Source organism: Saccharothrix deserti (assembly GCF_009769385.1).
GTDB lineage: Bacteria > Actinomycetota > Actinomycetes > Mycobacteriales > Pseudonocardiaceae > Actinosynnema > Actinosynnema deserti.
Map to the genome: position 1 here is coordinate 83,562 of NZ_VKAB01000032.1, position 20,167 is coordinate 103,728.

Annotated in this window: 17 protein-coding genes; 11 read left to right on the plus strand and 6 right to left on the minus strand. The window is 71.0% G+C overall.

Annotation, left to right across the window (positions count from 1 at the left end):
* Positions 1 to 124 precede the first annotated feature (124 nt).
* On the plus strand, positions 125 to 469 hold the full coding sequence (locus FM051_RS37775) for a DUF742 domain-containing protein (protein WP_158851884.1): 345 nt from the start codon (positions 125 to 127) through the stop codon (positions 467 to 469).
* Here FM051_RS37775 and FM051_RS37780 read toward each other — a convergent pair.
* From FM051_RS37780 to FM051_RS37790, 3 genes are all read right to left on the minus strand, one after another.
* Positions 422 to 1,357: an NAD(P)-dependent oxidoreductase gene (locus FM051_RS37780; RefSeq protein ID WP_274383855.1), complete on the minus strand. Its 936-nt coding sequence runs from the start codon at positions 1,355 to 1,357 to the stop codon at positions 422 to 424. The two genes, FM051_RS37775 and FM051_RS37780, sit on opposite strands and share 48 nt — an antisense overlap.
* A 223-nt stretch (positions 1,358 to 1,580) precedes the next feature.
* Positions 1,581 to 2,318 carry an anti-sigma factor family protein gene (locus FM051_RS37785; protein WP_158851886.1) on the minus strand — a complete coding sequence of 246 codons (738 nt, stop codon included), beginning with the start codon at positions 2,316 to 2,318 and terminating at the stop codon, positions 1,581 to 1,583.
* Between the two features lie 6 nt (positions 2,319 to 2,324).
* Complete coding sequence (locus tag FM051_RS37790; RefSeq protein WP_083752452.1) at positions 2,325 to 2,888, minus strand: sigma-70 family RNA polymerase sigma factor; 564 nt, start codon at positions 2,886 to 2,888, stop codon at positions 2,325 to 2,327.
* Between the two features lie 234 nt (positions 2,889 to 3,122).
* Here FM051_RS37790 and FM051_RS37795 point away from each other — a divergent pair, with 234 nt between their 5' ends.
* From FM051_RS37795 to FM051_RS37835, 9 genes are all read left to right on the plus strand, one after another.
* The gene (locus FM051_RS37795; protein WP_158851888.1) at positions 3,123 to 3,644 is read left to right on the plus strand and encodes a hypothetical protein; all 522 of its coding nucleotides are present in this window, start codon (positions 3,123 to 3,125) and stop codon (positions 3,642 to 3,644) included.
* Between the two features lie 11 nt (positions 3,645 to 3,655).
* Complete coding sequence (locus FM051_RS37800) at positions 3,656 to 4,408, plus strand: DUF4142 domain-containing protein (RefSeq protein ID WP_238412937.1); 753 nt, start codon at positions 3,656 to 3,658, stop codon at positions 4,406 to 4,408.
* A gap of 175 nt (positions 4,409 to 4,583) precedes the next feature.
* A complete protein-coding gene (locus tag FM051_RS37805; protein WP_158851890.1) occupies positions 4,584 to 5,420 on the plus strand; it encodes a ferredoxin in 837 nt (278 codons plus the stop codon).
* Positions 5,417 to 7,564: an NAD(P)/FAD-dependent oxidoreductase gene (locus FM051_RS37810; RefSeq protein WP_158851892.1), complete on the plus strand. Its 2,148-nt coding sequence runs from the start codon at positions 5,417 to 5,419 to the stop codon at positions 7,562 to 7,564. The genes FM051_RS37805 and FM051_RS37810 overlap by 4 nt, the downstream gene beginning before the upstream one ends.
* 54 nt (positions 7,565 to 7,618) lie before the next feature.
* The gene (locus FM051_RS37815; protein WP_158851894.1) at positions 7,619 to 8,842 is read left to right on the plus strand and encodes a glycosyltransferase family 2 protein; all 1,224 of its coding nucleotides are present in this window, start codon (positions 7,619 to 7,621) and stop codon (positions 8,840 to 8,842) included.
* A 64-nt stretch (positions 8,843 to 8,906) separates the two neighbouring features.
* Positions 8,907 to 9,131, plus strand: coding sequence for a hypothetical protein (locus FM051_RS37820; RefSeq protein WP_158851896.1), 225 nt, complete (start codon positions 8,907 to 8,909; stop codon positions 9,129 to 9,131).
* A 68-nt stretch (positions 9,132 to 9,199) separates the two neighbouring features.
* Entirely contained in the window at positions 9,200 to 9,922 is a 723-nt protein-coding gene (locus tag FM051_RS37825) for a D-Ala-D-Ala carboxypeptidase family metallohydrolase (RefSeq protein WP_158851898.1), read from the plus strand.
* Between the two features lie 1,298 nt (positions 9,923 to 11,220).
* Positions 11,221 to 15,642 carry a serine/threonine-protein kinase gene (locus tag FM051_RS37830; RefSeq protein ID WP_158851900.1) on the plus strand — a complete coding sequence of 1,474 codons (4,422 nt, stop codon included), beginning with the start codon at positions 11,221 to 11,223 and terminating at the stop codon, positions 15,640 to 15,642.
* Between the two features lie 3 nt (positions 15,643 to 15,645).
* Positions 15,646 to 16,506 (plus strand): hypothetical protein, encoded by an 861-nt coding sequence (locus tag FM051_RS37835; RefSeq protein WP_238412939.1) that lies wholly within the window; start codon positions 15,646 to 15,648, stop codon positions 16,504 to 16,506.
* A 66-nt stretch (positions 16,507 to 16,572) separates the two neighbouring features.
* Here FM051_RS37835 and FM051_RS37840 read toward each other — a convergent pair whose 3' ends face one another.
* Together FM051_RS37840 and FM051_RS37845 are read right to left on the minus strand one after the other, a co-directional pair.
* A complete protein-coding gene (locus FM051_RS37840; protein ID WP_158851902.1) occupies positions 16,573 to 18,141 on the minus strand; it encodes a trypsin-like peptidase domain-containing protein in 1,569 nt (522 codons plus the stop codon).
* Positions 18,141 to 18,782, minus strand: a complete 642-nt coding sequence (locus FM051_RS37845) for a hypothetical protein (protein ID WP_158851904.1) — start codon at positions 18,780 to 18,782, stop codon at positions 18,141 to 18,143. The genes FM051_RS37840 and FM051_RS37845 overlap by 1 nt, the downstream gene beginning before the upstream one ends.
* A gap of 134 nt (positions 18,783 to 18,916) precedes the next feature.
* Here FM051_RS37845 and FM051_RS37850 point away from each other — a divergent pair, with 134 nt between their 5' ends.
* Complete coding sequence (locus FM051_RS37850; protein ID WP_158851906.1) at positions 18,917 to 19,384, plus strand: YkvA family protein; 468 nt, start codon at positions 18,917 to 18,919, stop codon at positions 19,382 to 19,384.
* 31 nt (positions 19,385 to 19,415) lie between these two features.
* Here FM051_RS37850 and FM051_RS37855 read toward each other — a convergent pair whose 3' ends face one another.
* Complete coding sequence (locus FM051_RS37855; RefSeq protein ID WP_238412940.1) at positions 19,416 to 20,150, minus strand: lysophospholipid acyltransferase family protein; 735 nt, start codon at positions 20,148 to 20,150, stop codon at positions 19,416 to 19,418.
* Positions 20,151 to 20,167: the final 17 nt, after the last annotated feature.

Genomic DNA, 20,167 nt, shown 5'->3' on the forward strand with positions numbered 1-20,167 from the left:
GCAACCTCTCCCACATGGCGGGAAAACCGAGACAGGAGGCGTGATCACTCGTAGGGTCTACCGGCGTCAGCGACCCTGACCCCCGCGTGACCAAGATCCACGCCGACCGCTTTGAGGAGCTGGTGTGTCGACCCTCCGGGTGCGCCCCTACACCAGAACCGGCGGCCGTACGCGCTCCGCGACGACGCTGGCCATCGAGACCATCGTGACGACGAACGAAAGGGCGGCGAGAGACGCCCTGACGTCCACCGCGGAACACCGCATCATCAGTGATCTGTGCCGGAATCCCCATTCCGTCGCGGAAGTGGCGGCGACGCTGCGGTTGCCGCTCGGAGTGGTCCGCGTGCTGTTGGCGGATATGTCGGACATGAGTCTGATCAACGTGCACAAGGAACAGGCGGTGGACGAGAAGGGCCGGCCGTCACTGGAGTTGATGGAACGCGTCCTGATGGGGTTGCGCCGCATCTGAGCGTTCCCTGATCGCGTGGACCACGGCGGCCGCGTCGTCCTCTCCGTGCCCGAGTTCCACCGTGCGCGTGAACAGGTCCAGGCACACGTCGAGCAGCGGTGAGGCGACGCCGGCGGCGCGGGCGGCGTCGGTGATCAGGTGGTTGTTCTTGAGCACGTCGCGGGCCGCCGCCTGGGCGTCGAAGTCTGCGGCGAGGAGTTTCGCGGCCTTCGCGCGGGACACCTTGCTGGCCATGGGGCCCGCGTCCAGGACCTCGACCAGGGTGTGCCGGTCCAGGCCGTGCCGTTCGGCGAAGTGGAACGCCTCGACGAGGCCGGTGGTCATGGTGATCAGGAACAGGTTCACGGACAGCTTCATCAGCAGGGCGTTCGGGGTCGGGCCGCAGTCCACCACGTCGGCGCACATCGGTGCGATGGCCTCGCGTGCCCGTGCCACGGCTTCGGGGGCGCCGGCGAGCATGGCGACCAGTTCACCGGCCTCCGCCGGGCCGCGTGAGCCGGAGACGGGTGCTTCGACGTAGTCGCCGCCGGCCGCGCGGATGTCGGTTCCGAGGTCGTGCGAGTAGTCGGGGGACGTCGTGCCCATGTGCACGATGGTGCGGCCGTTGACGTTGTGCGCGAACCGGTCCGTTCGGCGGTCGAGGACCGCGTCGATCGCGGCCTCGTCGGCGAGCATGAGGATCACGACATCGGCGCTGGAGAACACCTCCGCCGGGGTTGCCGCGACCCGTGCGCCGGCGTCCCGCAGCGGTTCGGTCCGGTGCGGCGACCGGTTCCAGACCACCAGCGGCCGGCCGGACCGGGCCAGGTTGAGCGCCATCGGCTGCCCCATGATCCCGAGACCGACGAATCCGATCTCCACCACGACCTCCTCGTACCACGACGGCACGGCGCCGCCTCCCGGGGTGGGAGTCGACGCCGTGCCGATGCCGGTCTCGAACGGTTATACGCACCACTCGGCGCCCCGGTTCACAACTCGTCTGTCCTGAACGTCGAACTCGGGGGTCCTGAACGCAGGACACACCTGTTCCGAACGTAGGACACTCGCGTTCTGAACGTAGGACACTCGCGTTCTGAACGTAGGACACTCGGGGTGAGCTGGGGCTTTGTGGTCAGCCGCCGGTGGGCAGGCGGACCAGGGTTGCGCCTTCCTTCGTGTCACGCACTACGAACTCGGAGATCTCGTGCCAGCGCATGCCGACCGAGGCCTGCAGGCTCACCGGGTCCTTGCCCGGTCCCGAGGCCGTCACCAGCCACGAGCCGAGCACCATCGTCTCACCGGTCTTCGACTTCGCCACCAACTCGCACCGCGTCGGTCCCTTGGCGCCCTTCACCTCGACCTGCACCGATGTGCCCCAGGGTTCGGGACTCGCCGCGAGCCGGGCGAACACCCCGGTCGCGGGATCGGTGCGGGTGATGGAGCCGGAAGCGTCCTGGGCGCCCTTCGCCACGTTGGACGGATCCGGCACCGACGACGTCGTCGAGGAGGAGGCGACCGGGTCGGACGGTGAGGCGACGTTCACCGACACGACCGCGGTTCCCGCGATGAGCAACGCGGCGGCGGCGGCAGCCAGCAGCGCCACGTTGCGGCGCTTGCGCGCCCTGGTTTCCGAGACCGAGTCGAGCATCGCGCGCACCGAGCGGCCGTCGGGCCGCTCCCCCGCGTTGGCGCGCAGCATGCCGTTCGCGTCGGCCTCGTCGAGCAGATCCGGCAGTTCGGCGAAATCGCGCAAGTCGAGCGCACATCGGCGACATTGGGCGAGGTGGTTCTCGAACGCGTCGACCTCGTCCTCATCGAGGACACCGAGGACGTACGCCGCCACGTCGATGTGGTTCGGCAGCGAAGTCACCTTGTTTCAGCCCCGATCCTGCAACGCACGCCGCAGGGCGCGAAGCGCGTAGTACACCCTGGACTTCACCGTGCCGGGCGGTACCCCGAGCACCGCTGCGGCTTCCCCGACGGTCCGATCCCTCAAGTACGTCTCGAGAATAGCCTCCCGGTGTTCTTCCGTCAGTCCGTTCATCGCTTCGGCTACGACTATCGCCGCCAGCGTGCGGTCCGCTTCGTCCCGCGCCGGGGCTTCGTCGGACGGCGTCAACTCCGACTCCTGCGGTCGGACGCTCCGCTTGCGCCGGTCGTCGATGACCAGTCGCCGGGCGACGGTGAACAGCCAGGAGCGGAGCAGGACGGGGTCCCGTTCCAGCTTCTCGGCGTTGCGCCACGCCCGAACGAGCGTCTCCTGGACGATGTCCTCTGCCCACTGCCGGTCGCTGCCGGTCAGCCTCATGGCATGCCCGAGCAGCGCGCTGCCGAACTCCTGGTAGAGCCTGCGGATCAGCTCGTCTTCCAGACTCAAGTCCGGCCAACTCTGATCTCTTTGGGGGGAAGTGCTGCGTCTGTGCCGCGCCACGCCGAGCATCCAAGCGCGCCGACGGGTTCCGCGTCGAGGGTTTCGTGGCAAAAAAAGTCGTTGATTTGTTTGTGAACCGACATCGCATCGTGTCCGTACTCCTCGGTATCCGCTTCGAAGGCACGGACCCGGTTCCCGGTCCACTAGTCCTTCCGGCGGATCCGCCAGCAGGAGAAAGGACCAACGATGCGAAGTCGACGTACCCGAAAGGCGTTGCTGCTGGTTCCGGCAGCAGCGGCGTTAATGCTGGTCAGCGCCTGTGGCGCGACCGGGATCAACAACGCTGCGAGCCAGAACGGCGTGGTCGACGCCGGTTCCGGTTCGACGACTCTCCAACAGACGCCGGAATTCAGCAAGGAGCCGCACCAGATGCTCTCGGCCACCGAGTCGAAGCAGGTCGGGTGGTTCGTCGCGGACGCGGGCGGCTTCGCGCTCTACCGGTACGACAAGGACACGGCGAAACCGTCGAAGTCCAATTGCGAGGGCGAGTGCCTGAAGCAGTGGCCGCCGGTGCTGGTCAGTGAGCACACCATGACCTCCGGGGTGGACCCGACGCTGGTCGGCTCGGTGGCCCGCGCGGACGGCAAGAAGCAGGTCACCCTCGCAGGCTGGCCGCTGTACCGGTACGCGGGTGACAAGAAGATCGGCGACCTGACCGGGCAGGGCAAGGGCGGCACGTGGTTCGCGGTGACGCCCGAGGGCAAGAAGGCGCAGGCCAACGACGGCGCGGCGCCCGGCCAACCCCCCACTGGCAACGGCTACTAGGACGAGACACCATGTCAGCCAAGCGTTTCGCGGCGGTCGTGCTGGCCCTGCACCTGTTGTTCCTGCCCGCGCTGCCCGGCGTCGCGTATGCCGACGACCCGGTCCAGGCCGGTCCGGTGGAGCAGACGCCGCTGGGCCCGATCACCGCGATGGACAAGGAACTCCTGGTCAAGGTGCGACTCGCGGGCCTGTGGGAGATGCCCATGGGCGAGGAGGCGCAGACCCGTGCGGCCAGCACCCGGGTCAAGGAAGTCGGCGCCCAGCTGATGAGCGACCACCAGTTCCTCGACGAACGGGTGGTGCGGCTGGCGTCGCAGATGGGCGTCCCGCTGCCGGACGAGGCCAACGCCGACCAGCAGTCGTGGATGGCGGAGATGCGGGCGCGCACCGGCGCCTCGTTCGACGACTCGTTCGCGAACCGGCTGCGCGCCGCACACGGCTCGATCTTCCCGGTCATCGGCACGGTGCGGGCGAACACCCGCAACGAGGCGATCCGGCAGTTCGCCCAGGTCTGCAACCAGATCGTGCTCAAGCACATGACCTTGTTGGAGAGCACCAACGAGGTCGGTGAGATGGGTCTGTCCAAACCGGTCGCCGCCGGCGCGGCGCCCCAGAACGCGGTCAACGCCGACCCGGTGCGCGCCGCCGCCCAGATCCCCGATGACGGACCCAGTCCCCTCGTCGTGCTCCTCATGTGCCTGGCAGGCGCGGTGGTGACGATCGGAATCCTGCGCGTGCTGCGGCCCCGCGGCGACGTCAAGTGAAAGGAGGTGGTGCCGGAAGACCCGACACCACAGTGCGTCTCCCATCGCGGAGAACTTCCACACCCTCGAACCCGCCCGGCAGGCCGTGACCACTCCTGCGCGGCCCGCCGGGCGGGTCGGCCCTCCACTCCCACCACCTGCGAGTTCTCTCCCGCCATCTCGGAGGTAAAGTCCAGTGCTCTCCCAGGTTCCGCTGCTCATCGCCCAGGCCGGCGGCGGCCACGACTCCGGCGTGAAACACATGGCGCAGATCTCGGCGCGCATGGCCTACGCGCTCATGTGCGCCACCCTGGCCTGGGGCGTGATGATCGCCACGGGCTGGGCCAACAAGTTCTCCGGTAGACAGGGGTTGCGCAACACCCACATGGTGTTGGCCACCATGGCCATCACGTTCGGGTCGTTGCACGCCTTCGCGTTCACCATCCTGCAGCTCGACGCCTTCTCGTTCCTCAAGATCCTGGTGCCCTTCGCCAACGGCGGCCTGTTCCGGCACGCGCTGGGCATCCTCGGTCTGGAACTCATGATCACCATCGCGGTCACCGCCGGTCTGCGCAAGAAGATCTACTACCGCAAGTGGCTGAGGCTGCACCAGCTCGCCTACCTCGCGGTCACCATCACCGTGGTCCACTCCTGGTTCGGCGCCATCGCCAACGGCAACCTGTCCGTGCTGTGGCTGGCCGGCCTCACCATCCTGATCCCCACGGTGACCATCGCCATCGCCCGCTTCCTGCCGCCGGAGTGGCTGGTGCGGCTGGGCATGCTGGAACCGGAGCCCGGTTTCGAGCCCGAGCCTGACGGCGCGGGCGGCAGCGCGTTGGACATCAGCGTCGACAACGAGCGCTGCCACCGCTACGGCATCTGCCAGGCCGAGGCGCCGGGGCTGTTCCAGCTGGTCGACGACGAGCGCCTGCGTTACGAGCGCAGGCCACCACCTGAGCAGTTCGCAAAGGCGCGGGCCGCCGCGCGCGCTTGTCCGATGCGCGCGATCGAGCTGCGGGAGCGTGTGCGGTGAAGAAAGAGGAACGCGTTGTCATAGCGGGCGGCGGGTTGGCCGGTCTGCGCGCGGGCGAACGGCTGCGGGAGCTGGGCTTCCGCGGCGAGATCGTCATCGTGAGCGCGGAACGGCACCTGCCCTACCACCGGCCGGCGCTGTCCAAAGAGGCCATCAACGGCGAGCTGGTCGCGTCCGACCTGCGACTGACCATCAGCCGCGAGCTGAACGCGGTGTGGCGGCTGGGCGCCGCGGCCACCTACCTGGAGCAGGACCGGCGCGTGATCGGGCTGCCCGGTGGCGAGGAGCTGAGCTACGACGGCCTGATCATCGCGACCGGCGTCGATGCGCGCCACCTCGTGGGCGCGCCACGCCAGGACCCGCGCATCCACGTGCTGCGCACGGTGGACGACGCGATCGCGATCAAGGAGGCCATCCGTTCCACGCAGGGCCTGATCGTCGTCATCGGCGGCGGCCTCATCGGCTGCGAGATGGCCGCGTCGGTGAAGATGATCGGCCGTGACGTGGCCATCGTGAGCCGGTCGTCCACGTTGCTGGGCAACGCGGTCGGCAAGAACATCGCCGAGACGGTCACCGAGGCGCACCGGGTGCGCGGTGTCCGGATGGCGATGGGTGTGAAGATCCGGCACTGGGTGCGGCAGGCGGGCGGGGTGGCCATCCACCTCTCCGACGGGCAGGTGTTGTTCGCCGCGGTCGTGGTGATCGCGGTGGGCGCCGCGCCGTCGACCGCCTGGCTGCGCGGGTCGGGTCTGTCGCTGGAGGACGGCGTGCTGTGCGACGCCACGTGCCACGCGGTCGGCGGGTCCGACATCGTGGCCGCGGGGGACGTCGCGAAGTGGCCGAACCTCCGGTTCGGAGGACAACCGCGTCGGGTCGAGCACTGGCTCCACGCGGTGGAAATGGGGCGGGCGGCCGCGGAGAACCTGTTGGCGGGCAGGGAGAATTCGCGGCCGTTCACCCCAGTCCCCCGGTTCTGGACCGAGCAGTACGGGATGCGGATCCAGGGTGCGGGCCACGCGGCGATGGGCAAGGACACGACGACGTTGGCGGGGTCCCAGAAGGACCACCGGACCATCACGGGGTTCATCAACGACGGCAAGCTGGTCGGGATGGTCGGTTTGGACGCCCCGACGGCGATGATCAAGCTGTCCACCGAGCTGTGGCGGCAGAACCGGGTGACCGGGGCCGCCGCCGAGCAGCAACAGCGGCGTGCGCCGCAGCCGCCCGCGCCGCAGCAGCCTGCGCCGGCGACCGAAGCGATCCCGGCCCCGGCGGCCGGACCTGCCCCGGCTGCGGGGCCGACGACCGGGCCGTTGCCGGCCCGCACCGAGGAGCCGACGCGGTACGAGCCGGTCCGCGCCGAGCTGTCCCGGACGGAAGTGCTGCGTTCGGACCCCGACCGTTCCGAACGGGCGCGGCCGGAGCCGGTGCGCGCGACGTCGGCCTACCCGCTGCCGAAACCGACGGAGTCCGGGCGGTTCGAACCGCCCGAGTCGCTGCGGCTCGAAGCACCCCGTACGGAGTCGGTGCGGTACGAGGCGCCACCGACCGAGTCGGTGCGGTACGAGACACGGCGTACCGAGCCCGCGCACTACGAAGCACCCCGTGCGGAGTCGATGCGATTCGAGGCGCCGCGCATGGAGTCGGTGCGGTACGAGGCACCACCGACCGAGCCGGCGCGGTACGAACCACCGCCCACCGAGTCGGTGCGGTACGAGGAGTCGGTGCGGTACGAGTCGCGGTCGCGGCGGTCGGAGCCGACACGGTTCGAGTCCGTCCGCTCCGAAGCGATCCGGCTCGAAACGGCACTGCTGGAAGAGGCGGCCCGGTTCGAGGCCAGACGTGTCGAGGCGACGCACGCCGAGGAGTTGGCCCGCCTCGAAGCGGCCCGGCTGGAAGCGGCCCGGTTCGAGGCCAGGCGCGCCGAGGCGATGCGGCTGGAAGCGGCGGCACGCGCGGAGGCGACCCGGGCCGACTCGGGACCGTCCCACACCCAGTTCTCGGACCCGGTCGAGCTGGCCCGGGTACCGCGCCAGCAGCAGGAGTCCCAACCGCTGCCCATCCCCCCGTCGCACGCGCCCGTCGTGCGGGCGCGGTCGCGCACCCTGACCCGCAGCGGACCGAGGAGGACAAGACCCAGGTGATCTGTTACCTCGACGCCGTGTTGCCGTAACCCGGGCAACCAAGCATTCGGTCCCATGGCGAACCGGAGTCGAGTCACCGTCGTCGGGATACCGGCCCGCGACGAGGCGCGCACGGTCGGCGCGGTGGCCACGGCCGCCGACGCCGGCCTGCACCTCGCGTTCCCCGAGGGGACGAACGTCGTGGTGCTGGCCGAGAACGGCAGCACCGACGGCACCGTGCGGGAGTTCACCTCGACACCCTTGCGCGCCCGGAAAGTCGTGGCCAGCTCCGGCGGTGAGGGCACCGGCAAGGGCACGAACGTGTTCGCGATCGTGGAGCGGGCGTCCGAGTTGGACGCCGACCGGGTGCTGCTGCTCGACGCCGACGTGCGGTCCGCCGAGCCCCGGTGGATCTCGGCGTTGGCGGACGCGGTGGACTGCGCCGAGCCCGCGCTGGCCGTGCCCGCGTACCGGCGCAACCGGTTCGAGGCGAACACCACCAACCACCTCGCCAGCCCACTGCTCGCGGCGGTGTTCGGCGTGCACGTCCAGCAGCCGATCGGCGGCGAGTTCGCGTTCAACCGCGCGTTCATGGAGCGTGCCCGAACGTGGCCGCGACCGGACAGCGCGTATCTGTACGGAATCGACGTGTGGCTGACCGCGAACGCGTTGCGCGAGCGCATGCGTGTGGTCGAGGTGCCGTTGGGGCGGAAGCTGCACAACTCGCCGTTCCCGAAGATCCTGCGGTTGCCGCAGCAGGTGTTGGACTCGTTGTTCCACGTCGTGTTGCGGACGGATGGGGTGCGGTCACCCGGCGTCGCGGCACCGAAGGCGCGTGCCGCTGTGGACGGTGCGGCGGTGCGTCAGGACCCGGCGGTGGTGACGCGGGTGTCGGAGTCGGTGGCGCGGTACATGGACGTGCACCGGGGTGACGTGCGGACGCTGTTCCCTTCGGCCGGGTCGGTGCCGTCGGCGCCGTGGGGGTTGCGGGTGACCACGGACGACTGGCCGGACATCCTGGCCGACGCGGTGGCGGCGGTGGCGGCGGGTCGGTTCGAGTCGGCGCGGGACCACCTGGTGGCGCTGTACGTGAACCGGGTGATGACGTTCTGGGACGAGATAGACGGGTTGTGTGACGGCGAGGTCGACGAACTGCTGGACCGGCAGGCCGCGCAGACCGTGCGGGCGGTGCAGGGCAAGCGGATCGCGTTGGGCGGGCGGACCGGGCCGGACGGGTTCGACGTGCGGCATTGGGCCGGTTTCAACGACGTCTCCCCCGCGTGGAGCGTCCCGGCGTGACCTGTGGGTGGCTTTTTCGTTGACCGATCGGTAACGGCGGACCGGTGGTGAACGCTGTTCAGGCATGGCACCGAACGGCGCACGACCTCTGGTGGTGCTGGCGGCGATCTTCCTGGCGGTCGCCGCGTGGAACGGGGTGTTGGCGCTGGACGACCAGGTGGCGTGGCGCAGTGTGACTGCGGCCATGTGCGCCGTTGCGTCGGCAGGTTTGTTCCTCGTCGCCGTGCGCCGGCCGCGACCGTCTGTTAACAAAGTGTTCTTGATGTGTGAAATATTCGGACACCAATGATTGATTGACGGAAGTTTTCAGCTCCGCCAGGCTCCAGACCCGGTACCCGACCCGGTCTGGAGGTCCCTGTGCTCCGACTTGTTTCTTATCTGGCTTCGTTAGCGCTTGTCGCGGTCGTGCTCGTGACAGGTGGTGGAACGGCTCAAGCCGACGGCTGCTACACGTGGAACCGAAGCCTGTCCGAAGGCGCGTCCGGGGAGGACGTGCGGCAGTTGCAGATCCGGCTGTCCGGCTATCCCGGTTACGGCGGGGTGCTGGGGTTGGACGGGCAGTTCGGGCCGGCGACGAAGTCGGCGTTGGTGCGCTTCCAGCAGGCGTACGGGCTGGCGGCGGACGGGGTGGCGGGGAGTGGGACGTACTCACGGATCTACTCGCTCCAGGACGACGACTGCACACCCGTCAACTTTTCGTACGCGGAGTTGAACGGCTGCAATTCCGACTGGTCGGGCGGCAAGGTGTCGGCGGCGACGGCCAGGTTCAACGCACTGGTGTCGATGTGGAAGTTGCAGGCACTGCGCCACGCACTCGGTGATCAGGCCGTCCGGGTGACCAGCGGCTTCCGCAGCATCTCGTGCAACAACGCCGTGGGCGGCGCCTCCGACTCCCGCCACCTGTACGGGGACGCGGTAGACCTGGGCTCCGGCCCCCACTCCCTGTGCCGCCTCGCCCAGCAAGCCAGGAACCACGGCTTCAACGGCATCCTGGGCCCCGGCTACCCGGGCCACAGCGACCACACCCACGTAGACCACCGAAGCAGCCGCTTCTGGTCAGCCTCGTCCTGCGGCATCTAACCCACCCACGCCCAACTCACCCACAACCCCCTCCACTCCCGCGACCTCCCCCTGTCCCCGCACCCTCTCCCCTCTCGGTGGGGCCCGCAGGCGCACGCGGGCCCCCGAACCTGCGGGCCTCACCGAGAACCCGCGAGGCGACGGGTGGGCACCTACCGCCCACCCGCAGCCCGCCCAACGCCCCGCCTCCGGCAAGCCTGGTCCCTCACCGTCGACACGACCGTCCCCCGACACCTCGCCCTCACCCAGCACGCGGCCACCCGGCACACCGAGGTCGACGACACCGCTTCCCCAGTCCCGCACCCGATCCGGCACCCGGTTTTCGCACGTGGCTAGCCGGCGCACGTCGCTCCGGATCACACATCGGCAACCGCCGGCGTCCGCCACTTGGGGCACTCACGCGCGACCGCACGCGGCTCGGCTCGCGCAGGTCGCCTGCGGGTCCGATCACCTGCCTCCCTCGGAGGTTCGCTCGAGTCCCGTTCCGGCGGACACGGCGAGGCAAGGGCGGTCCGGGGCCTGGGCCGGCTGCAAGTGCGGCACGTGGGCCGCACCGCGCCAGGGCAGGGCGTACCGCGTGCGAGGTCGGGATGGCGTGCGGGACCGGGCTCGAGGGTTGGTGCGACGTAGCCCGCCGGGTTCGCGCGCTCGCGGAGGTGCGCTCGCGGACGTGCACGGGCTGGCGGGCGCGGACTGGCGGGATGCGTACGCGGGCGGCGGTCGGGGCTGGAAGGGCTGGCGCGGTTGCGGGGCGCTTGCGGTTCGTGGCGCAGGCGCTCGCGATCCTGTGGTTGAGCGCTGGGGTCCGTGGCGGGGGCGCTTGGATCCGAGTGGCATCCCGACTGGCTTGGGGTCCTGAGTGGACGGGGTGGTGCGGCCCGGTGGGTCCGGCAGTGGTGCGGCCCGGTGGGCCCGGTGGTGGTTCGTTCTTGGTCCTTCCTGGGTCTGTGCTTGGTCCTGCGGTCCGTGCTCCTGGTCCTTCCCTTGGTCCGTGGCCCCGGGCTGGCCGATACGCCTTGGCCGAACGCGCCGCCTCCATTTTTCCGGCAACGAAATTTTGGGCCGAAAAGCTCCCGGTTCGCGGGTGGTTAGCACGTCCGGGTGATCTTGGTGAAGTCCATTCACATCATGGGCGGCGGGCGGCGGGCGGCGGGTGGGGTCGGAGGGGCGGCGGTCGGAGGGCCAGGGAAGCGTTGAGGTTACGGGTTGGAGGAGGTGGGCGGGTGTAGGGATGTGCTTCCTGTGTATGGACGGAAGGTGCGGGCAGTAAGGTTGGTCAGGCGAGACGAGGGGGCGCTATGGGGGCGCGGTCCGACTTGGCGGACTTCGGGCGGTACCAGGTCCGAGAACTGCTCGGGCAGGGTGGCATGGGTGTGGTTCACCGCGCCTACGACACCGTGAACGACCGGGTCGTCGCACTGAAGCGCCTCTCCTCCTCCGCCACCGACCACGAGTACCGCGCCCGCTTCCAACGCGAGTCCCGCATCGCCGCCGGCCTCCGGCACCCGAACGTCATCCCGGTCAACGACTTCGGCGAGATCGACGGCCACCTCTTCCTCGACATGATGCTGGTCGAGGGAACGGACCTCCGCCGGGCCCTCGGCGCCAACGAGGTCGACCAGGTCCGAGCCCTGAAGATCCTGGAACAGGTCGCCGACGCCCTGGACGCCGCACACGAACACGGCCTGGTCCACCGCGACGTCAAGCCGTCCAACATCCTCATCACCGCCGACGACCACGCCTACCTGGCCGACTTCGGCATCGCCCGGGAAACCTCACCCGAAGCCACCGCCCTCACCCGCTCCGGCGACCTCATCGGCTCCTGGGACTACATGGCCCCGGAACGGCTGTCCGGCGGCGCGGTCGACGGCCGTTCGGACCAGTACTCCCTCGCCTGCGTCCTGTTCGAGTGCCTGACCGGCCGCCTCCCGCACCCGGCCACGGACCCGGCCGCCAAGGTCGCCGCCCACCTCCTCCAACCGCCGCCAGCACCCTCCGTGTTCAGCCCGACCGTCACCCCCGCGCTGGACGCGGTCGTCCTGCGCGGTCTGGCGAAGGACCCGGCGCGGCGGTTCGAATCGGCGAAATCCCTGATCACGGCCGCGCAAGCCGCCGCGTACGACGGTGAGACGGCACGCGCCGCCCGACCCACGGCACCCGGCCCGGAGAACGACCAAGGCCGACTGGTGCGCGCGATCCTCCGCTCCACCAACAAACCCCGCGCCAAACGCCCGCACACCCCGGCCACCCCCTACCCCGGCCTCAGCGGCTTCGAACGGGACGACGCGGATCTCTTCCACGGGCGCGAGCACGTCGTCACCGATCTGCTGGTCCGGTTGGCCGAGCAGGTCGGCGGCGGCGAGCCGGTCGTGTTGGTCGGCGCCTCGGGGTCGGGCAAGTCGTCGGTGCTCAGGGCCGGTCTGCTGCCCGTGCTGGCGGATGGGAAGGACAACGGCACGTGGCCGCAGGTCCTGTTGACGCCGGGCGTGGACCCGGTCGGCAACCTGGCCAACGCGATCGCCCCGCACACCACGGTCGTCGCGGCGGAGTGGGCGCGGCTGATCCGCGAGACCCCGGGCCGGTTCGGCGAGGTGTGCGCGCGTTCGGCGCGAACCACCCGCCCGGTGATCGTGGTCGACCAGTTCGAAGAGGTGTTCAACGCCCCGGAAGCGGACCGGTTGGCGTTCGCCACCGCGCTGACCGCCGCACGTCCGGCGCTGGTCGTCCTGGCCGTGCGCGCCGATCTGGTCGACCGGTGCATCGAACTGGCACCGCTCCGACCGGCGCTCGCCGCACCCGTGCTGCTGGGCCCGCTGGACGCCACCGGCCTGCGGCAGGCGATCGTCAGCCCGGCACGGGACTTCGGTGTCGACGTGGAACCGGGCCTGCCGGAACGGATGATCGCCGACCTGGGCGTGCGCGGCGAGATCGGCTACGACCCCGGCGCGCTGCCCCGGTTGGCGCACGCCCTGCGCGAGTCGTGGAACCACCGGGACGGCCCGGTGCTGACGTTGGCCGCCTACCGCCGCGCGGGCGGTATCGACGGCGCGGTGTCGCGCACCGCCGAGGAGATCCACTCCGCGCTCGACCCGGCGGGGCGGCAGGCGCTGAGGACGATCCTGCTGCGGCTGGTGTCGGTGTTGGACGACGGCGCGGTGGTCCGGCGGCGGGTGGACCCGGGGGAGTTCGCGGCACAGCGGCACGTGCTGGACCGGCTCATCGCGGCACGGCTGGTGACCGTGGACGGCACGGGCGCGCGGTTGAGCCACGAGGCGCTGTTCACCGCGTGGCCGCGTCTGCGGGACTGGATCGAGGAGGACCGGGCCGGTCTGGTGCAGCACCGCCGGTTCACCGACGCGGTCCGCGTGTGGGTGGAGTCGGGCCGGCACGCGGACGACCTGTACCGGGGTGTCCGGTTGGCGGCGCTGACCGGGTGGTTGGAGTCGGCGCGGGACCGGGTGCGGTTGCAGCCGGTGGAGCAGGAGTTCCTGGCCCGGTCGACGGAGGCGGAGCACGCCGGTCAGGTGGCGGCGCGCCGTCGCACGAACCGGTTGCGCGGTCTGGTGGTGGCGTTGAGCCTGCTGCTCGTGGTCGCGTCGGTGGCCGTCGTCGTCGCGACGCGGTTGCAGCAGTCCGCGACGGCCGAACGGGACCGGGCGGACGTCGGACGGCAGCAGAACCTGTCCCGGCAGCTCGCGGCGGAGTCGGCGTTGGCCAGGGCGGTCGATCCGCGGCGGTCGGCGTTGACGGCGTACGGGGCGTGGCGGGCGAGCCCGACCGTGGAGAGCCGCAGTGCGCTGCTGGCCGCCGGTGTCGACGCCTACCGGGGCCGGATGCAGGGTCACGCGGGCGCGATCAACTCGATCGCGGTGAGCGGTGACGGGAAGACGGCGGTGACCGGCGGCAGCGACGGGTCGTTGCGGCTGTGGGACGTGCCGGGGCGGCGTGAGCTGGCCGTGCTGGACGACAAGGGCGGCTGGTACCGCACGGTGTCGATGAGCGAGGACGGGCGGCTGCTGGCGGCGGCCGACCCGACCACCAAGAAGGTCGAGCTGTGGGACGTGCCGGAGCGCAAGCGGGTGTTCACCGTGCCGGGCGTGGCGATCGACACGGTGATCTCGCGGGACGGCACCACGTTCGCCGCCTACACCGACCGGGGCGTGGTGGTGTGGGAGACGGCGGGGCTCACCGAGCGGGTGGTGTTCCCGGCGGCGTCGTCGATCCGGATGGCGTTCCTCCAGGGCGCCGGGCTGATCGCGCTGACCAACGGCAACGACGTCGCGGTGCACCGGGTGGGCGACGGCGCCGTGGTCGCGAACCTGGTGGGGCACACCGACCAGGTCACCGCGCTGGCGTTCAACCGGAACGGCACCACGCTGGCCAGCGCGGCGATGGATTCGACGGTCCGGTTGTGGGACACCTCGACGTGGACCACGCGCACGGTGTCGAGCACGGCGGACGAGGGGTTGGCCTCGGTGGAGTTCACCCCGTCCGGCGGTGCGGTGATGGCGGGCGCGGTGGGTTCCGGCATCTACTCGTGGGACACGGCGAGCGGTGAGCTGCTGTCCCGGTACGCGGCGGGTTCGGTGACCACGTTCGGCCTCGCGTTCACCGGCGACGGGCGCACCGTGCTCAGCGCCGATTCGAACGGCGTGGTCACGGTGTGGTCGTACCTGCGCACGACGCTCGGCTCGCGGGACGCCGCCGTTCTCGCCACGGCGTTCCAGCCGGGCGGGAAGCTGCTGGCCACGACGAGCGGCAACGGCGTGGTGCGGTTGTGGGACCACGAAGCCGCACAACTGGTCCGCCAGGTCCAGGCCCACTCCGACGACGCGTACGACGTGGCGTTCAGCCCGGACGGGACCGAGCTGGTCACGGTGGGCGAGGACGGCGCGGTCGTGGTGTGGAAGGCGGAGACGGGTGCGGAGGCACGCCGGTTCTCCCGGCCGGGCACGGAGTTCACCGCGGTGACGTTCAGCCCGGACGGCAGGACGATCGCCGTCGGGGGCCGCACCCCGACCGGTTCGGGCAGCGAGCGCGACGAACTGCTGCTGCTCGACGCCGCCGGCCTGGAGGTGGCCGGTCGTCGGTCGACGAGCGAGGAGCCGCGCAACCCCCAGCAGAACGACGTGCAGGCCAACTACCCGACCGCGATGACGTTCAGCCCGGACAGCCGCACCTTGGCGGTGACGCTGTCGGGGGGCAAGATCGGGCTGTGGAACCTGGTCGACCCGGGCGCGGAGTGGGCGATCCTGCCCGGTCACGACAACGTCGCGATCGCCGCCGAGTTCAGCCCGGACGGCGAGGTGCTGGCGACGGGTGGGGGTGACCGGCTGGTGCGGTTGTGGCGGATCAAGGACGGTGTCGAGATCGGGCAGTTGACCGGCAACGACGCGCCGGTGCGCCGGGTGGCGTGGAGTCCGGACGGCAAGCTGCTGGCCACCGCGAGCCGGGACGCCGTGGTGCGGCTGTGGGAGGTCGACGGCGCCCGGCAGGTGGCCCGGCTGGACCGGCACGACGACGAGCTGAACGACGTGGCGTTCGACGCGACCGGTGAGCGGATCGCCTCCGCGAGCGCGGACGGCACGACCCGCGTCTGGAACCTCGTGCCGGAACGGGCGGTCGAGGTGCTGTGCGGTGCGCTCGACGCGGGCACGCTGGCCGAGGAGTGGCGTTCGTTGGGGCAGGACCGGGGCGAGCCGCCCGGCTGTCCGGGCTGAGCCGTGCCGAGGGTGGTGGTGCGGGGCGCGGGCCTGGCTTCAGTGGTGCTGGGGCCGGGTGAGTCGCTGCTGTTCGGGCGTGCGCCGCACGTCGTGCTGGGTCCGGCCCGTCCGGGGCGGGTGGCGTTGACGCTGCCGGACTGCGCGCCGCACGTGTCGCGGCTCGTGGGCGAGTTGGCGGTCGGTGCGGACGTGGTGACGTTGACGTGGCTGGGCGCGGGTGAGGCGCAGTTGTCGAGCCTGTTCGACGCGCCGGGCGGTGCGCGGCGGGTGATCCTGACCCGGTCGGTGTCGGCGTTGCTGGACGCCGGGGAGAACCAGTTGGTGCTGCTGCTCGGCCGACGTGGTGGCGGTGGTGGCCGCGGTGAGGGCGACGGGTTCACCGACCTGCTGATCATGATCGACGTGGAGCCGTCGACGGTGACGCCGGAGGTGCCGTTCGGGTCGAGCGGGGAGGACACGCGGACCGGGCCGGGGCTGGTGCGGGGCGGGCGGGACTGGTTCGTGGCGCTGGCGTTGAGCGAGCCGTGGCTGGTGGGCGCGGACGACTACCCTCGGCCGCCGTCGAACCGGGAGATCTTCGAACGGGTCCGCGAGTGGCACGGCTACACGTGGAACCTGCACCGGCCACAGCGGGTGGACGACGCGATCCGGGCCATCTCGGCGATCGCGTTCGGTGCGGCGGACGACCCGTTCCTGGCGCCGCACGCGGGTCGGCTGCACAACACCAGGTTCGCGGTCGCGCGGCGGGCGGCGGAGGTCCGGCTGGTCACCGCCGCCGATCTGGCGGAGGTGGAACGGGTGGCCAGGAACCGGAAACCCCCACCCGCGCCGTCCTCGCCCGGCGACGCCCCGGCTCCGTGACGTCACGGGTGTCGGGGCCGCGCCGTACGCCGGACAGGACCGCAGCCATGGGGTGGTGACGAGTCGTTACGGCTTCTCGTCTTCGTGACCCTGGTGAGCCTGGTCTACGTGCTGACGGCGGGGTTCGGTCTGCTGCTCGGTCCGGTCATCGCGGAGGGTGAGGGGCTCTTCCCGCTGAACCTTGTCGGTCTCGGCCTCGCGGTCGGGCTGTGGCTGAAGGCCGAGAGCGGCTGGTGGCAGCGGGATGCCGAACGGTGGCGTGTCCACATCGGACACCACCGGAGCATCGGCAGGCGCTCGCCCGAAATTGTCGGATCCGAAATTGTCGGACCCCTGTGGCAGGATAAAAGCAGGGGTCCCCTTGGCGGGGACTCCTGCGAAGCCTTCGTCGGGCACTGGCACCGGCATCGGTGAGTGCCCACCCGGCACCGAACCGACCGGCACCGAATCGACCGGCGCGGCGGGACCCACGGGCCTCAGGCGACGCCTGCGGGTCAGCGCGATCGCCGTGCCCGCCGTCGCGGTGCCCACCGCGACACCGGCGCAGAGCACCGCGAACACGACGAGCAGAACCGAATCGCCACCGGCCGTCCCGCCCCGCTCGACCGCGAGTCGCCGGTACTCGGTGGCCTGGAGGTGGCCGGGCGAGGCGGCCAGCACGTCGTCGAAACCCTCCACCGCGCCGTCGAAATCGCCGGCGAAGTAGCGGTCCAGCCCGGCCCGGTAGTCGCGGTCGTGCGCGCCGAGTTCGGCCTTGACGTCCTTGCCCGCCAACAGGTCCAGCAGCGTGGAGGACGCGGCGGCGAAGTTGAACGACTGCGTCTCCCCCGGCGCGCCCTGGCTGATCAGGCCGACCACCCGGCCCTCCATGTCGACCACCGGACCGCCGCTCATGCCGTGCGTGGCGGCGGCGCTGAACTCGTAGAACGGGCGGTCGTTCTGGGTGCGGCGGGCGGAGATCTGGCCGTTCTTGTTGCTGGGCTCCAGGCTCGGGTCGACGGTCGCGCCCGCCGAACCGGGGTAGCCGATGGCGAGGATGGGCGTGCCGACGGGCGTCTGGTCGGTCCTGATCTCCAACGACGGCAGGTTGTCGCGCGGCACCTTCAGCACCGCCACGTCACCGTCGGTCGGTGCGACGAGGTCCACCACGGTGGCGGGTGCGACGTCGCGGATCGGCCCGTCGCCGGTGGCTTCCACCCGCTCGACCTGGATGGCGCGGTCGATCGGGCGGTCGGGGCTCGCGCCCTCGGCCACGGCGTGCTCGACGAGCTGCGCCTTCGCCGCGGCACGGTCGCCGACGCGGCCCGCCGCCGCGAGCTGCTCGATGGCCGCGTCGAACAACGCGCCCGCGCCGCCTTGCGGTCCGGTGTGGACGCAGTGGCTGGCGGTGGCCACGTGACCGTCCGGCCTGATCACCGCACCACTGCAGGTCGCCTTCACGACATAGCCGTCCGCGCCGCCGAACACCTCGCCGGTGCGCTTGTCGCGCACCCAGCCGTGCCACTCCACGGTGACGAACACGATCCCGGGCCTGGCCACGGCGGCGGCCGACTCCTCCGGGCTCGACGGCTGGGAAGCCGCGGCGGGTGCGGCCGTGAGCGCCAGCAGCGCCGACGCGATCACCAGCGCGCGCATCAGCCGTACACCCCGGATCCGGTGGTGCGCACCCACACCGACCGGTAGCCCGACGCGTTGCTCTCGACGAGCTGCGTGCCCTGGCAGCTGTAGTCGTCGACCTCGTTCAGCCCCTGCTTCACCGGCACCGGCTGGGTGTCCACGTGGCCGCGCTGGTCGTAGAAGGCCCAGGTCATCTCCGCCTTGGTGCGGTCGACGTAGGTGATGGCCTTGTCGGTCGCCGACCAGGTGAACTCGGTGAACCCGTTGCCGACCATGCGCAGCGCGTTGCCCTCGAAGCTGCCGCTGAGCGTCACGTTGTCCATCCGCTCGGTGCCGGTGCCGTCGGCCCGGAACTCGTACACCCGGCCGCTGGTGGTGAACGGCATCGGGTCCTCGTCGGTGTAGAACTTCACCATCAGCCTGTCGTCCACCGTGCGCCACGAGCCGATCAGGCACATCGGCGGTCCGACGGCGCGGGTGGTGGCGGGCCGCGCGGTCGGCGAGGGCCGGTCGCCCGTCGCGACCGGTGTGGCCTGCCTGGGGCCGTCGTCGGCGAGGACGACGGCGGTCAACCCGCCCGCCGCGAGCACCGCGCACGCGGCGACGGCGAACAGCACCACGACGACGGATCGTGCCGGTAACCGGGCGGAATCGCTCACGCGGTCATCGTATTGATCGACCGGCCCGCGGCGTGAGCCTGTCGATCCGGAAGTTTCCGCCACGTGACCGAACCCTTGCCGAAACCCTTGCCGCTCCGCCCACGCTCGCGCCCCACCGCCACTACCATGGACACGTGATCTTCTTCAGCGTGGTCCTCACCCTGCTCGGGCTGAGCACGCTGCTGTGGCGTGACGACGACCTGATCGGCCTGCCCCCGGTGGTCGCGGGTTCCGGCCTGCTGGTGCTGGGTGTGGCGGCCGGTGCGCTGTGGGTGGTGCGCCGACGTCGCCGCTGGGAGCGGGCCGGTGAGCCCCGACCGGTCGGCAACGTCGTCGAGCGCGCCAAGGCGCTGCCCCGGCTGCTGCGCGAGCGCAAGGCCTACGGCCTGCCCACCAGCACGTTGGCCACGTGGGGTTTCGCCGTCGTCTACCTGGTCTCCCCGATCGACGTGCTGCCCGAACTGCTGCCGATCATCGGCGTGACCGACGACGCGGGCGTGGCGGTGTGGCTGCTCACCAGCGTCTCCACGGTCGCCGGCCAGTACCTGCGGTGGGAGCGCGAACGGCGCGACCCGAAGCAGCAAGGCCCGAAACGCCCGTAACTCCGAGACGCCCGTAACTCCGAAGCGTCCGTCACCGGCTCCCGGGATGCGGTAGCTCGCGGACACCGGTCAGCAGGGCGGTGACAGCGGCCATGATCCGCGTGGTCGCCTCGTCCAGCACGGCTTTGGTCGGCTCCAGCCCGTACAGGTCGGACAGGTCCACCTCGGCGCCCGCCACCACGGTCACCTTCCGCCACGGCCGGGGCACGAACTTCCCCGGCGGCAACAGTTCCCGGGTGCCCCACTGCGCCACCGGCACCACGGGCGTCCGGGTCGCCAACGCCAGCCGCGCGACCCCGTTCTTGCCGCGCATCGGCCAGCCGTCGGGGTCGTTGGTGAACGTCCCCTCGGGGTAGACGATCACGCACTCCCCCGATTCCAGCGACTCGCGGGCGCTGTCCAACGCCCGGCCCGCACGCACGCTGTTCCGGTCGACCGGGATGTGCCGGCCCGACGACATGACCCAGCCGAGGACCGGCGCCTTCCACAGGCTCGCCTTGGCCAGGTAGCGGGGCACGCGGCCGGACGCGAGGGCGAACGCGGTCAACGTCACCGGGTCGGCGAACGACAGGTGGTTGGACGCCAGCAGCACCGCGCCCCGCCTCGGGATGTGGGTCCGGCCCGCCATCCGCATCCGCACGAACAGCACCACCAGCGGCCACAGCAGGTCGATGGCCACGGAGTACCAGAAACCGCGGCCCCGGCGGGGCAGGCGGGCCGTCAGCGCCACCATCTGGGAGAACGTCACGCCAGGATCTTCGGTCATGGCCTCCGGTCCGGTCA